At 72.6% G+C, this 14,247-nt stretch carries 12 protein-coding genes; 5 read left to right on the top strand and 7 right to left on the bottom strand.

What is annotated here, in order from left to right:
• Window positions 1-22: 22 nt before the first annotated feature.
• Window positions 23-1,273 carry a S8 family peptidase gene (locus AW271_RS40480; RefSeq protein ID WP_062330115.1) on the bottom strand — a complete coding sequence of 417 codons (1,251 nt, stop codon included), beginning with the start codon at window positions 1,271-1,273 and terminating at the stop codon, window positions 23-25.
• Window positions 1,274-1,372: 99 nt separating this feature from the next.
• On the opposite strand from AW271_RS40480, the gene AW271_RS00190 reads away from it, so the two are divergent.
• Both AW271_RS00190 and ybaK read left to right on the top strand, forming a co-directional pair.
• Entirely contained in the window at window positions 1,373-4,084 is a 2,712-nt protein-coding gene (locus AW271_RS00190) for a CHAT domain-containing protein (protein WP_062330113.1), read from the top strand.
• 65 nt (window positions 4,085-4,149) lie between these two features.
• Entirely contained in the window at window positions 4,150-4,641 is a 492-nt protein-coding gene (ybaK, locus tag AW271_RS00185) for a Cys-tRNA(Pro) deacylase (RefSeq protein ID WP_062330111.1), read from the top strand.
• Here the strand turns inward: ybaK and AW271_RS00180 are convergent.
• Both AW271_RS00180 and AW271_RS00175 read right to left on the bottom strand, forming a co-directional pair.
• Entirely contained in the window at window positions 4,638-5,456 is an 819-nt protein-coding gene (locus AW271_RS00180; protein WP_062330109.1) for a hypothetical protein, read from the bottom strand. The two genes, ybaK and AW271_RS00180, sit on opposite strands and share 4 nt — an antisense overlap.
• A 139-nt stretch (window positions 5,457-5,595) precedes the next feature.
• Window positions 5,596-6,351: an SDR family oxidoreductase gene (locus tag AW271_RS00175; protein ID WP_062330107.1), complete on the bottom strand. Its 756-nt coding sequence runs from the start codon at window positions 6,349-6,351 to the stop codon at window positions 5,596-5,598.
• 100 nt (window positions 6,352-6,451) lie between these two features.
• Here AW271_RS00175 and AW271_RS00170 point away from each other — a divergent pair, with 100 nt between their 5' ends.
• Window positions 6,452-7,294, top strand: coding sequence for a helix-turn-helix transcriptional regulator (locus AW271_RS00170; RefSeq protein WP_062330105.1), 843 nt, complete (start codon window positions 6,452-6,454; stop codon window positions 7,292-7,294).
• On the opposite strand, the gene AW271_RS42075 is transcribed toward AW271_RS00170, so the two are convergent.
• Window positions 7,291-8,154, bottom strand: a complete 864-nt coding sequence (locus AW271_RS42075; RefSeq protein WP_062330103.1) for an SEC-C domain-containing protein — start codon at window positions 8,152-8,154, stop codon at window positions 7,291-7,293. The genes AW271_RS00170 and AW271_RS42075 overlap by 4 nt on opposite strands.
• A gap of 153 nt (window positions 8,155-8,307) precedes the next feature.
• Here AW271_RS42075 and AW271_RS00160 point away from each other — a divergent pair, with 153 nt between their 5' ends.
• The gene (locus tag AW271_RS00160; RefSeq protein ID WP_062332855.1) at window positions 8,308-9,702 is read left to right on the top strand and encodes an amidase; all 1,395 of its coding nucleotides are present in this window, start codon (window positions 8,308-8,310) and stop codon (window positions 9,700-9,702) included.
• Here the strand turns inward: AW271_RS00160 and AW271_RS00155 are convergent.
• A complete protein-coding gene (locus tag AW271_RS00155) occupies window positions 9,653-10,156 on the bottom strand; it encodes a hypothetical protein (protein ID WP_063817807.1) in 504 nt (167 codons plus the stop codon). The two genes, AW271_RS00160 and AW271_RS00155, sit on opposite strands and share 50 nt — an antisense overlap.
• A gap of 53 nt (window positions 10,157-10,209) precedes the next feature.
• Here AW271_RS00155 and murA point away from each other — a divergent pair, with 53 nt between their 5' ends.
• Window positions 10,210-11,517 (top strand): UDP-N-acetylglucosamine 1-carboxyvinyltransferase, encoded by a 1,308-nt coding sequence (gene murA / locus AW271_RS00150; protein ID WP_062330100.1) that lies wholly within the window; start codon window positions 10,210-10,212, stop codon window positions 11,515-11,517.
• A 41-nt stretch (window positions 11,518-11,558) separates the two neighbouring features.
• Here the strand turns inward: murA and AW271_RS00145 are convergent, their stop codons facing one another.
• Window positions 11,559-12,002: a hypothetical protein gene (locus AW271_RS00145; protein ID WP_062330097.1), complete on the bottom strand. Its 444-nt coding sequence runs from the start codon at window positions 12,000-12,002 to the stop codon at window positions 11,559-11,561.
• 26 nt (window positions 12,003-12,028) lie between these two features.
• Complete coding sequence (locus tag AW271_RS00140; RefSeq protein WP_063817806.1) at window positions 12,029-14,239, bottom strand: transglycosylase domain-containing protein; 2,211 nt, start codon at window positions 14,237-14,239, stop codon at window positions 12,029-12,031.
• Window positions 14,240-14,247: the final 8 nt, after the last annotated feature.

The following is a 14,247-nucleotide window of genomic DNA, read 5'->3' as shown; positions in this document are numbered from 1 at the left end:
AGGCGGGCGGCCCGTCTGGACACTACAGGGTGAGCTCGGCGAGCACCTCGTCGGCGGACTCGGCCACGATGAGGTCGGCCGCCGCGCGGACCGAGATGTTCTGCGCGGTCGCCCGCGCGGCGATCTCGCCGACCACGGCGGCGCAGGCGAAGGAGGTGCCGCTCCAGGTGGCGTAGCCGCTGAACTGCATCTTGTCCTGTACGACCTCCTCGCCGGTCAGCAGCCGCTCGACCAGGTCGACCTCGCCGGTGAGGTAGGTGCTGGTCACCGCGAGACCGTTGGCCAGCACGTTGACCCACGGGACCTTCGGGCTGAACTCGGCGTCGCGGGCGCCCACGGCGATCACGTCGGCGCAGGCGGCCGGCCAGACCGGGGTGACCTCGGTGATCCCGGCCGCCTTCCGCTTCTGCGAGGGCCGGCCGTGGTTGCCGGCCGCCGCGACCAGCACGATCGTGGGCGAGAGCCGCTGCACGGCCCGCTCCAGCACGGTCGGCGGCCGGTTGTCGTGGGTGGTGCAGCCGAACGACAGGTTGAGCACCCGCACGTCGGTCCTGAGGAAGCCCACCATGGCCTTGGCCACCGACCACGACGAGACCTCGACGCCCCTGTTGTCGAGGATCGACCGCATGACCAGGACCGCGTCCGGGGCGTGCGCGAGGATCACGCCCGCGACGAAGGTGGCGTGGCCGACGGGCGAGGGGTGCGGCGCGCCGCCGGTGTAGATGTCCTTGGCCGAGGCGAGGAAGCGCCCCTCCAGGTCGGGGTGCGGGACGATCTTGGAGTCGAGGATGCCGACGTGCGGCCCGGTGCCGGGGGAGGTCAGCCGGGCCACCTCGGCGTGCACGGCCGGGGTCAGCTCGTCGGGCCGTCCGCCGCCGGTGTAGGGCGAGCCCTGGACGCCGTCGAGCAGCCGGTTCTTGGCCATCGGGGGCGACCAGCCGTCGTACTTCTCCTCGAAGTCGGTGCGGAGGGCGTACAGGAGGAGGTCGAGGGCGGGGATCGGGTCGGCCGGGTCGTACTCCCCCGCCCGCGACCGGCGCACGCCGTCGAGGAAGCCCGCGATGAGGGCCTGCTCGATGGCGGCCAGCTCCGGCAGGTCGCAGAGGGTGAGGCCCAGTTCGGGGCTGGTGTCGAGCTCCCGCCAGGTGTGGCCGGTCAGGTCGGTGAGGCGGTTGCGGATCAGGGTCTGATATCGCCGGTCGACGACCAGCTGGTCGACCTTCCAGGCCTCGGTGTCGCTTCGGTAGACGCCGCCCGGGTCGGTGAAAGGCATGGGAACTCCCTCGCGTGATTCGCCACTTCCGATTGATGAGCGGGCACTCACCCGTTTGATACATCCCGCGCGGAAATCAGGAGTGGAAAACTGCGACGCGTGACGACGACCCAGGATCCGGCGCGGGCCGCGCTCATGCTCGCCGAGGCCGATCCGGGGCGGGCGGTGATCGTCGCGGCCGAGATCGCGGCGCGCGCCCGCGAACGGCGCGACCTGGCCGCCCAGTCGCGGGCCGAACGCGCGCTGGGCATCGCCGCCGTCCACCTCGACGACCTGGCGACCGCGGCCCGGCACCTGCGGGCGGCGATCCGCACGGCGGGCCGGGCCGGGTCGCCCGAACTGGCCGCCGAGGCGCGGATCCGGATGGCGTTCGTGACCAGCATGCGCGGCCGCCCCCGGCAGGCCCTGGCCGACCTCGAAGCCCTGCTGCCCGGCCTGCACGGCGAGCTGCGGGCGCGGGCCGACGCCCAGCGGGCCGCCGTCTTCAACCACCTGGGGCGGCACGCCGACGCGCTGGCCGCCTACCGCCAGGCCGTCCCGGTGCTGCGGCGGGCGCACGACCACGTGTGGTTGCAGCGGGTGTTGTCGAACCGGGGCATCGTGCACGGCTACCGCCACGAGTTCGCCGCCGCCGAGGCCGACTTCCACGAGGCCGAGGCACTGTGCGCCGACCTCGGGCTCGACCTGTCGCTCGCCGTGGTGCGGCTGAACCTGGGGTGGGTGCGGGGGGTGCGCGGCGACGTGCCGGGCGCGCTGCGCTATCTCGACCTGGCCGAGAGCCGCTTCCGCGACCTGGGCACCCACCAGCTGGGCTGGCTGCTCAGCGACCGCTCCGAGCTGCTGCTGTCGGTCGGCCTGACCGCCGAGGCCCGCGCCGCCGCCGAGGAGGCCGTCGCCGAACTGCGCCGCCGCCGCCGCGCGATCGTCCTGCCGGAGGTACGCCTGCTGCTCGCCCGCGCCGCCACCCTGGAGGGCGACCACGAACACGCGGTCGAGGCGGCCCGGCTGGCGGCCCGCGAGTTCGGCGCCCAGCAGCGCCCGGAGTGGCGCGCGCTGGCCGCGTTCGTGGTGCTGCGCTCCCGCCTGGCGGCCGGGCATCCGGGCGTCTCGGCGGCCCGCTTCGAGGCGGTCGCCAGGGAACTGGGCCGGGCGGGCTGGACGGCGGCCTCGGTGGAGGCCCGACTGCTGGCCGCGCGCCTGCTCCTCGGCCGGGCCTCCGGCATCGGCCCGGCTCCGGGCCCTGATGCCGTGCTTCCGGCCTCGGCAGCCGGTGCGCGCGAGCCTTCGGGCTCCGGGCCCGGAGGATGGGAGACGGTGTCCGGCGCGCGTGCGGAGCGGGCGGTCGAGCTGCTCGGCGTGGCCGCGCGGCATCGGTTACGCGGGCCGGTGTTGTCGCGGGTGCGGGGGTGGCACGCCGAGGCGCTGCGGCGGCTCACCGTCGGCGATCCGGCGGGGGCGGCGGCCGCGGTGCGGCGGGGGTTGCGGCTGCTCGACGAGCACCGGGCCACGCTGGGCGCGACCGACCTGCGGGCGCATTCGGCCGAGTTCCGGGTCGAGCTGGCCGAGCTCGGGCTGCGGATGGCCCTGGGCCGGGGCGGCCCGGCGCAGGTGCTGGGGTGGGCCGAGCAGGGGCGGGCCAGCCATCTGCTGATGCGCCGGGTCCGGCCGCCCGACGACCCGTGGCTGGCCGAGCGGCTGGCCGAGCTGCGGGCGGTGGCGGCTGAGGCGCGGACGTCCAGAGACCCGATGGTCACCGACCGGCAGGCCGCGTTGGAGCGCCGCATCCGCGACCACATCCGGGCGGCGCGGGGGGAGGCGCGCGGGCCCGACCGGACGCGGCGGTCCCCCGGCGTGGTGGGGTCGCTGGCTCCCCTGCTGGGCGAGCGGGCCTTGGTCGAGTACGTGCTGCTCGACGGCGTGTTCCACGCGGTCACCCTCGTGGCGGGGCGGGCCCGGCTGACCGCGCTGGGCTCCGTGGACGCGGTCCGCGACCTGGTCGAGCGGGTGCCGTTCGCGCTGCGGCGGCTGGCCCGGTCGGGCGACACCAGGGGCGGCCCATCGGCGGCGGCCCGGATGTTGCGGCACGCCGCCGCCCGGCTCGACGCCCTGCTGCTCGGGCCGCTGCGGCTCGGTGACCGGCCCCTGGTGGTCGTGCCGACCGGCCCGTTGCAGGGGCTGCCGTGGCCGGTGCTGCCGTCGTGCGCGGGGCGTCCGGTGGCGGTCTCGCCGTCGGCCGCGTTGTGGCGTCAGGCCGTAGTCCGGCCGGCCACCGGCAAGGGTCCCGTCGCGGTGGCCGCCGGGCCGGGGCTCCCGGACGCGGTCGCGGAGGTGGCCGAGGTGGCCGCCCTCCACGGGACCGTCCCCGTGGACGGAGAGACGCTGGCCGCGCTCGACGGCGCACGGCTGGCCCATCTGGCCGCCCACGGCCGGGTCAACACGGCCAACCCCCTCTTCTCCTCGCTGCACCTGGCCGACGGCCCCCTGACGGTCTACGACCTCGAACGCCTGCGCACCCCGCCGGAGCTGGTCGTGCTGGCCGCGTGTGAGAGCGGCCGGTCGGTGGTGAGAGCGGGCGACGAACTCCTCGGCCTCAGCACGACCTTCCTGTCGCTGGGCACCCGCTGCGTGGTGGCGTCGATGGTGCCGGTGCCGGACTCCCGCACCCGGCCGCTCATGATCGCCCTGCACCAGAGGCTCGCGGCCGGAGTGCCGGCGGCCACCGCGCTGGCCGAGACCCAGCGGGCGGCGGGCGACGACGTCACGGCGGCCGGCTTCGTCTGCATCGGCGCCGACGTCGCCGCGAAGCGGTGATCGGGTGGCCGCAGCGGGTCGGGTGGCCGGGGGTTCGGGGGGTCGTCCCCCCGTAATCTAGGCGCGTGGCGAAGACGAAAGGCGGGCAGGGCACCCCCGCGACCGTGGCGCTGACCAAGGCCGGTGCCGAGTTCACCCTCCACCCCTACGAGCACGACGCGAACGCGCAGGCGTACGGCGAGGAGGCGGCCGACGCGCTCGGCGTGCCCTACGAGCGGATCTTCAAGACGCTCGTCGCCGAGACCGAGGCCGGGCTCGCGGTGGCGGTGGTGCCGGTGGCCGGGAAGCTCGACCTGAAGGCGTTCGCGGCGGCGCTCAAGGGCAAGAAGGCCGCGATGGCCGAGGCGGCCAAGGTCGAGCGGGTGACGGGTTACGTCGTGGGCGGGATCAGCCCGCTCGGCCAGCGCAAACGGCTGCCGACCGTGGTCGACGCGTCCGCGCTGGCCTTCGGGACGATCTACTTCTCGGCAGGACGCCGGGGTCTCCAGATCGAGACGGCCCCGGGCAACCTCGTGACGCTCACCGGCGCCATCACCGCGGAGATCGCCAAGCTCTAGCCGGTCTCCTCGACCAACGTTCCGCAGGTGAAGTCGGCCTCGCGCTCGGGGTCGAGCTGCACCTGCGTCAGGACTGCGGACTCCATGGGACGGCGGATGGTCTCCATCTTGTCGCAGTCGTAGAGCAGGTAGGTGCCCTCGCGCTCGCCGAGGAGCATCATCCAGCGGCCGTCGTAGAGGGGCGTGCCCTTCTCCTTGTCCTCCAGGATCGCCCACTGGTCCTGGAAGCCGACGGTGCTGAGCAGGAAGTTCGCCTGACCGGTCTCGCGCATGTCCTGCGCCGCCGAGGCCAGGTTGAGGATGAGCAGGAAGCCCAGGCCGAGGCCGGTCAGGGCGCCGATGAGCACCTTGAGCCCGGCCCGGCCGACGGGCCGGCGGCGCAGGAGCTGGAAGGGCACCAGGAAGGTCACCAGGCCCAGGCCGACCGCGATGACGACCATGACCGTCAGGTCGAGGTCGGCGAAGAAGTTGTAGAAGCCCCAGTAGGTCGCCCCGCACCACAGGGCGGCGATCAGCCCGGCCACCCACGGCCGCGACCTGACCCAGGTCACCGCGCGCCCGGCCGCGCCAAGGGTGACGACGTTCACCAGCCAGCCGAACCCGACGAGCAGGCCGATCAGCGGGATGCCGAGCAGCACGACCAGCACCAGCGTGCTCATGAGGCGGCTGAACAGGACCGACTGGTCGATGCCGGCCTGCTGGGGGTTGATGCCGAAGGTGGCGTAGATCTCCTCGACGCCGAGGTAGAGGACGGCGTACAGGGCGACGCCGATCGGGAGGATGACCGAGGCGATCCGTTCGAGCAGGCTGATCACGCTGCCGCGATCGTCGTTCTCCTCGGTCGGCCGTATTTCCGGCGTATCCCGATTTCTATTTTCATCCAGTGGAATGTCTTGATCGATCACGGTCAAGGAGGGTACTGAAGACTGACTCTCCAGGTGACTGAAACTTCAATTATTTGTTCGCGTGCGGGTCTGTGGCGTTGAGCACAGTCACGACGTGGTCGTAGTCGCCCCGCTGCACGGCCTCGCGGAGGAATTTCACCCGCTCGACCAGGATCTCCTTGGCGTCGGGCTGCGTCTCCAGGAGGGTCATGACCTCGGCGACGAAGTCGTCGAGCGGCAGGGCGCGCTCGTTCTCCTTCTGGCCGGGCATCAGGTCGGTCTGCACCGAGGGCGGCACCAGCTCGACCACCCTGACCTTGGAGTACTGGAGGCGGATCGACTCGCTGAGCATGTGGATCGCGGCCTTGGAGGCGTTGTAGCTCGGGGTGACCTTCAGCGGGATGAACGCCAGGCCGGAGGAGACGGTGACGATCGTCGGGTCGGGCTGGGCCTGGAGGTGCTCGATGAACGCGGCGATCAGCCGGATCGGGCCCAGCACGTTGGTCGTGATGACCGTCTCGGCCGTGGCCAGGAAGTCGTCCGGCCGGGTCCAGTCCTCGGCCCGCATGATCCCGGCCATGGCGACCAGCACGTTCAGGGCGGGATAACGCCGCAGCACGTCCGTGGACGCCTGCTCGATGCTGGCGGCGTCTGCGGTGTCGACGCGGACCGTGCCGAACCCCTCGGCCTCCAGGTCGCCGAGGAGCTCGGTGCGGCGTCCGCCGACGACGACGGTGTTGCCCTTGTCGCGCAGGGCCCTGGCCAGGGCGAGACCGATGCCGCTGGTGGCGCCCGGGATGAAGATCGTGTTTCCGGTGATGTCCATGCTTCGAGCCTTCCCCGTCCGTCCGGGGAGGTGCAGAGAGCGGTTGTCGGGGGATCGGCGGTCCCTGGTTGGCGGTTCCGGCCGTGCGTAGGTTGGACACGTGGACCGCTCAGCACTCGCCGACTTCCTGCGCCGCCACCGGGAGGCGCTGCGCCCCGAAGACGTTGGCCTGCCCGAAGGCGCCCGGCGGCGCGCCCCGGGCCTGCGCCGTGAGGAGGTGGCCGCGCTGGCGCTGATGTCGACCGACTACTACACGCGGCTCGAACAGCGCCGCGGGCCGCAGCCGAGCGAGCAGATGCTCGCCACCCTGGCCCGCGCGCTCCGGCTGACCGGCGAGGAACGCGCCTACCTGTTCCGCGTGGCCGGCCGCAACGCCCCCGAGACCTTCACCGGCTCCTCCCACGTGGCCCCGGCCCTGCTGCGGGTCCTCGACCGCCTCGACGACACCCCCGCGCTGATCCTGTCGAACCTGGGCGAGACCCTGGTCGCCAACCGGATGGCCCAGGCCCTGCTCGGCGACCGCTCGGGCCACACGGGCCTGGCCCGCAGCGAGATCTACCGCTGGTTCACCGACCCCGAGCACGAACGCCGCCTCTACCCCGAGGACGACCGGCCCCGCCAGAGCCGGGCCATGGTGGCGAGCCTGCGGGCGGCGTACGGGACGATGGGCCCCAAGTCGCGCGCGGGCGAGCTGGTCAGGGCCCTGCAGAAGGCCAGCCCCGAGTTCGCCGAGATCTGGGACCGCCACGAGGTGGCCCGCCGATTCGAGGACCACAAGGTCCTCATCCACCCGCAGCTGGGCCCGATCGAGCTCGACTGCCAGGTGCTGTTCACCGAAGACCAGTCACAGACGCTGCTGGTGCTCACCGCTCCCCCGCGCAGCGAGGGCGACGAGAAGCTCAAGCTGCTCGCGGTCGTCGGGCACGAACGGTTCCCCGTCTAAACGGGCGCGCCGCAGCACTTCTTGTACTTGCGGTCGGAGCCGCACCAGCACCCGTCGTTGCGCCCCGGTGGCCAGGCGACGTCGCCCTCCGGATCGGTCAGGGCGACCAGGGCCAGGCGCTCCTCCTCCGAGGAGGGGGCCTCCTCCTGAAGGCGGACGACCGCGACCCGGGTCTCCAGGTCGGCCTGCCTGAAGCGCGCCTCCAGCGCCCGCAGGTCGTCTCCGGGCACGTAGGGCAGCCGCACGGTCGGCTTCTTCTCGATCACCGGCTGGGTCGTCTTCGGCGCGGCCGGCTCGGCCGCGGCCTGCGCCTCGACCCGGTCGGACAGCGGGCCGGGGCCGCCGAAGCGGCGGCGCAGCAGGTCGAGGTAGCGGACCGTCGCGGGCGGGCGGCCCAGGTCGAGCGCGAGGCGCAGGCCCTCGTCGAGGAGGCCGGCGGCGAACTCCGGGTCGAACGGCCCGGCGATCATCGCGGCCGCCGGGTAGAACTCCTCGTCGCGCTCGCCGTCGGGCAGCCGGTCGAGCTCGGCCCGCCGGGTGCGCAGCAGCCGCAGGGCCGTCGCCGAATCGCCGAGCTGGCCGTGCAGCTCGGCCATCGGGGTGCGGAGCGGGCCGGTCAGCTCGGGTTCCACGCCGATCAGGTCGTGGAGGAGGTCGAGGGTGTCCTGCTCCCACCCGTCGACGGTGTAGTCGTCGATGAGCTCCACGACGTAGGCCGGGATGCGCCGGTCGCCGCGGGCCCGCGGGTCCATGAGGGCGTCGGCGAGCAGTTCCCAGGCGGCCTTCTCCTCACCCCGGTCGTAGGCGCGCTCGAGCGCGGCGTCGAGGTCGAGTGGGCCGAAGAGATGGTCCGGAAGCACCAGGGCACCCTACCGAGGGTGTAGCCGAGGTTCACCTTCCCGGAGGACGAACCGGGCATACCTCCGGGCGTACCTTCGAATCGACGGTCGGCGGCGGCGCGGGGGCCCGCCGCCCGGCCGCTCGGATCCGGCCGCTCGGATAATGTGACGCCGGTGACGGAACTGCACTATCTCACCGCGTCGGAGACCTCGGCCCTGCTGCGGGCCAGGGAGATCGGCGCGGTCGAGGTCGCCCAGGCTCATCTCGACCGCATCGAGGCGGTCAACCCGCAGGTCAACGCCATCGTGACGGTCACCGCCGAACGGGCCCTCGACCGGGCCCGCGAGCTCGACGCCGGTGCGTGGCAGGGGCCGCTGCACGGGCTGCCGGTCGCCCACAAGGACCTGGTGTCGACCAGGGGCGTGCGCACCACGTACGGATCGGCGCTGTTCGCCGACCACGTGCCGACCGTCGACGACCTCATCGTCCGCAGGGTGCGCGACGCGGGCGGGGTGATGATCGGGAAGACCAACACGCCCGAGTTCGGCACCGGCTCCCACACCGTCAACGAGGTCTTCGGGGCCACCCGCAACCCCTACGACCCGGCCAAGTCGGCGGGCGGGTCGAGCGGCGGCGCGGCGGCGGCGCTGGCGGCGGGCCTGACCCCGCTGGCCGACGGCTCCGACATGGGCGGCTCGTTGCGCAACCCGGCGTCGTTCTGCAACGTCGTGGGGCTGCGGCCGACCCCCGGGCGGGTGCCCTCGAAGTCGACGACGGCCGCGTGGTTCACCCTGGGCGTGTCGGGGCCGATGGCGCGGACCGTACAGGACCTGGCCCTGTTCCTGACCGCCATCGCCGGACCCGACCCGAGTTCGCCGCTGTCGATCCGAGAGGACGCGTCGGTCTTCGGCGGCTCCCTGGAGACCGACGTCAGCCGGTTGCGCATCGCCTTCTCCCCCTCGCTCGGCGGGCTGCCGGTCGACCCCGAGACGGCCGCGGTGACCGCGACGGCCGCGACGGTGTTCGAGGGCCTGGGCGCGACCGTCGAGCACGCCGACCTCAACCTCGCGGGGGCCGACGAGGCGTTCCGTACCTATCGGGCCTGGTGGTACCTGGCCACCTACGGCGACCTCGACGGCGTCGGCGAGAACGTGCGCTGGAACGTCGAGAAGGGCCGCGAGGTGAGCGGCGAGGACCTGGCGCGGGCCGAGAAGCTGCGCACCCGCCTGTGGCACCGCGTGAACGGCTTCTTCGGCACCTGGGACTACCTGATCGCGCCGGTCAGCCAGGTCCCGCCGTTCCCGGTCGAAGATCCTTATGTACGTTCCGTCGACGGCCTCCAGATGCCCGACTACCTGGCCTGGATGCGCTCCTGCTACCTGATCAGCGTGCTCGGAGTCCCGGCCCTGTCCGTGCCGTGCGGCTTCACCGCGTCAGGGCTGCCCGTCGGGGTGCAGATCATCGGCCGCCCCTGGGACGACCTCGGCGTGCTCCGGGTCGGGCACGCCTTCGAGCGGGCTACGACGGCGGGATCGGTCCGTCCATCGTTTTCCGTTCCCGGTAGGTGACGGCGAACTCGCGCGCCCAGAACACCCCGGCCGCGAGCACCGCCCAGAACACCAGCACGCCCCTGGCCGTCAGCCCCAGCAGGTCACGGGTCGCGAACTCCCCCGCCGACGTCGCGGCCCTGACCACCTCGCCCCCCATCGACGAACCGATGAGGAACGCGACGAACGACCCGGCCAGCCCGCCGGCCCCGAGCCCCAGGACGATCGGCAACCCGTTGTCGCCCGCCCGCTGGTAGGCGATCAGCCCCGCGACCAGCCCGATGGTCGCCGTGATCAGCGCGAAGTAGCCGTCGGCCGCGATCAGCGCCTGCGTGTTCGGATCGGCCACCCGCCAGGCGCCCTCGTAGAGGACGTAGCGGGTGCGCGGCGCCAGGAACGACCACAGGAATCCCGCGGGCACCCCCAGCACCGTGAGGAGCAGGACCGTCCCACCGAAGTACTTCACAGGCCGCACCGTCCCGATGGTACCTACCTAGACCAGGCGGGCCACGCCGTTAGCATTGGCGGGTGAACGAACAAGCGTGGCTCATCGAACCCTCCGGTCCGCTGCGGGGGGACGTCGAGGTCCGAGGGTCCAAGAACGCCGTGTCCAAGCACATGGTCGCGGCCATGCTCGGCGACGGCCCCAGCACCCTGCACAACGCCCCCGAGGTCGGCGAGGTCCACCTGACCGCCGCCATGCTGGAGGCCCTGGGCATCCACGTCGAGATCGGCGACGGCGAGATCACCCTCGAACGCGGCAGCGTCATCGAGCCGAGGGTCCCGGAGAAGTACACCGGGCTCAACCGGATCCCCATCCTGATGCTCGGCCCGCTCCTCCACCTCGCGGGCGAGGCGTTCGTGCCGATGGTCGGCGGCGACCCGATCGGCCGCCGCCCGGTCAACTTCCACCTCGAGGCGCTGCGCCAGATGGGCGCCGAGATCATCGAGGACGAGAGCGGCATCACCGCCAAGGCGTCGCGCCTCCACGGCACCCGCATCACCCTCCCCTACCCGAGCGTCGGCGCGACCGAGACCATCCTGATGACGGCCGTCCTGGCCGAGGGCAAGACGGTCATCAAGGGCGCCGCCATGGAGCCCGAGGTCGTCGAGCTCGCGCTCTACCTCCAGCGCATGGGCGCGATGATCGAGTTGTCCCCCGACCGCCGCATCGTCATCGAGGGCGTCGAGAAGCTCCACGGCGCCTCGACCTGGCTGGCCGGCGACCGCATCGAGGCCTTCTCCTACCTCGTCGCGGGCCTGGTCACCGGCGGCGAGGTGCGCGTCCACGGCTGCCCGCAGGACCGCCTGGTCACCGCGATCACGACCCTGGCCCGCATGGGCGCCCGGTTCGACATCACCGACGACTGGCTGACCGCCTCGGCCCCCGACGGCCTGCGCGCCGCCGCCGTGCAGACCGACACCCACCCCGGGTTCATGACCGACTGGCAGACGCCGCTCATGGTCCTGTTCACCCGCGCCGAGGGCATGTCGGTGCTCCACGAGACGGTCTTCGAGAACCGCCTGGTGTACGTCCCTGCGCTGCAGAAGATGGGCTGCGAGATCGAGGTCTTCTCCCAGTGCCTCGGCGGCCCGGCCTGCCGCTACCACGACACCAACGCCAAGCACTCGGCGGTCGTGCGCGGCGTCTCCAAGCTCCGCGGCGCCGACGTGACCCTCCCCGACATCCGGGCGGGCTTCTCGGCGGTGCTGGCGGCCGCGGTGGCCGAGGGCACCTCGACCCTGCGCGGCGTCAACCACATCGAACGCGGCTACCACCGCCCGTTCGACCAGTTCACCTCGCTCGGCCTGAAGATCCGCCGCGCCGACGTCTAGTCCACCGCGACGGCCGTGACCCTTCCGGGGTCACGGCCGCGTCAGCCGGATCCATACCCGGAGACGAGCCACCGGTCCTTCACCCAGTGCACGATGAAGGGCTCGGCGAACTCCCCCGTGGGATGCCCGGTGTCCCCGCAGAGGTCCATCGACACCCTCACCCGCCGGCACTTCCGTCCCGGCGGGCAGTCGTGATCGGCCAGGTAGGAGTCGCCGATGTCGATGTTCGCGGCGGCGTCCCAGTGCCGGAACGGGGAGAACGGGCCGTTGAACTCGTGGTGGAAGTCCGTCTCGGGCACCATCACGGCTCTGATCGTCTCGCTGTCCTTGCCCAGCGCCGCGTCGACGTAGGCCGCCACGACCTCCTCGGGAGGGGCCCCTGCGGGCGGGATCGGCACCTCGTACCGGCCGGGCACGCAGACGAAGCACCCCGCGAGCAGCGGAACGAGCAGCAGGACCGGTAACGCCCCACGACCGGTGATCATCACCGAAGGCTAGCGAATCCGCCCGATCAGTCGCGGCGGCGGCGGCGCTCGCCGTCGGCGCGCGGGTCGCCCCGGTAGTAGTCGTCGCGGGGGCCGCCCCGGTAGTAGTCGTCCTCCTCCGGGTAGAGGTTGCCGTTCTCGTCCTCGTACCAGTACTCGTACTCGACGTCGCCGCGTTCGGCGGCCATCGCCTCGCGCAGGCCCGGGGTGAAGCCGCCGCCGAAGCGGCCCATGTCGGGGGCGGTGAAGTCGGTGGCGGGGGTGTCCTTCAGAGCCTGCTGCATCGAGTCGACCCAGATCGGGCCGGGCAGTGAGGCGCCCTGGACCGAGCCGTAGGTCTGGTCGCCGATGCGGACCCCGTTCAGGGGGTACTTGTACGACCCCCGGATGTCGCCCACGCTCACGGCGGCGGCCAGGTTCGGGGTGTAACCGGCGAACCAGGCCGACGTGTAGTTGTTGTTGGTGCCCGTCTTCCCGGCGGCCGGGCGGCCGATCGACTGGCCCTTCATGGTGCCCTGGGTGAAGACGCCCGAGAGCACGTCGTTGACCGCGTCGGCGACCGCCGGGTCGACGGTGGCGGAGCAGCTCGGCGGGATCTCCACGCGGCGGCCGTCGCGTTCGACGATCTCGGTGATGGCCACCGGCTTGCAGTACTTGCCGCGTGCGCCGAACGTCGCCACGGCGGCGGCGACCGTCAGGGGGTCCATCTCGTTGACGCCCAGGGTGAAGGTCGGCACCTCCGACAACTTCCCGCCGTCGGCGCGCTGGATGCCGAGCGCCTTCGCCGTGCGGATGACGTCGCAGAGGCCGACCTCGCGCTCCAGCATCATGAAGAAGATGTTGGACGACTTCCACGTCCCCAGCTCCAGGCTGTAGGGGCCGCCCTTGCCCTCGCCCGACGCGTTGTAGATCTTGGCGTTCGGGTCGTTGACGGGTTTGCCGGCGCAGTCGGTGAAGCCCTCCGACGGGACGAACACACCGGGCGTGTCGAACCCCTGGCCGAACTTCCACCCCTTGGCCAGCGCGGTGGCCAGCGTGAAGATCTTGAACGTGGAGCCCGCCTGGAAGCCCATGCCGCCCCCGTGGGCGGTGTCGGCGGGCAGGTTGAAGGTCGTGTTGGGGCCGGTGACCTTGCCGCCGGGGTTGCTGCCGTAACGTTTGCTGGCCGCCAGCGCCCTGATGCGGCCGGTGCCGGGCTCGACCATCGCCTCGGCCGCCACCTCGGTGTCCTCGGCCGCGACGCGCGCCTGGATGGCCTTGTCGGCCGCCGCCTGGGCGGTCGCGTCGAGGGTGGTCTTCAGGGTGAGGCCGCCCCGTTGGAGGCGGCGTTCGCGGTCGGCGCGGGAGTGGCCGAACGCGGGGTTGGCGAGGATCTCGTGCTGGACGTACACGCAGAAGAAGGGATAGGCCGATTCGGCGCAGCCGCCGGGCTCCGACCGCATGTTGAGGCCGAGCGCCTGCGACTTCGCGGCCGCCGCCTCGACGGGGGTGATCTCGCCGAGTTCGGCCATGCGGTCGAGCACCAGGTCGCGGCGCTGCTGCAGCTTCTCGCGCTGCTCCTCGCCGCGCGCCGGGTCGGTCGAGTACGGCGTCCGGACCGCCCCCGCGAGCGCCGCCGCCTGGCCGAGGGTGAGGTCCTTCGCCGACACGCCGAAGAACCGGCGGGCCGCCGCCTGCACGCCGAAGGCGCCCGCGCCGAAGTAGGCGATGTTCAGGTAGCGCTCCAGGATCTGGTCCTTGGAGTACTTCTCCTCCAGCGCCAGCGCGTAGCGCATCTCGGTGAACTTGCGGCGGATGCTGCGGACCTGGGCGTTGTCCCGCTCCTTGTCCGACTCAGCCCGGTTGACCAGGATGTTCTTCACCAGCTGCTGGGTCAGCGACGAACCGCCCTGCCGGATGCCGCCCGCCTGGGTGTTGGCGATCAGCGCCCGGATCGTGCCCCGCACGTCGAGACCCGCGTGCTCGTAGAAGCGGGCGTCCTCGATCGCGACGATGGCCTCGCGCATCGGCTTGGAGACCTGGTCGATGGTGACCGACTGCCGGTTCTGGGAGTAGAACTGGGCGAACTGGCGGCCGTCCTTGTCGACGAGCCGGGTCACCTCGGGCAGCGGGTCTTCGCGGGGCGGCGGCGGGAGCTTGGTGATGGTGCCGGCCGCCGTGTTGCTCGCCACCCCGGCCCCGGCGACGATCGGCGCGACCAGCGCCGCCGCCAGGACCCCGCCGAGTGCACCGCACACCGCCAGTC

Source organism: Herbidospora sakaeratensis, assembly GCF_001570525.1.
Taxonomy (GTDB): domain Bacteria; phylum Actinomycetota; class Actinomycetes; order Streptosporangiales; family Streptosporangiaceae; genus Herbidospora; species Herbidospora sakaeratensis.
Note: the sequence above shows the minus strand (reverse complement) of the source record. Positions and strands in the feature narration are given on the sequence as shown.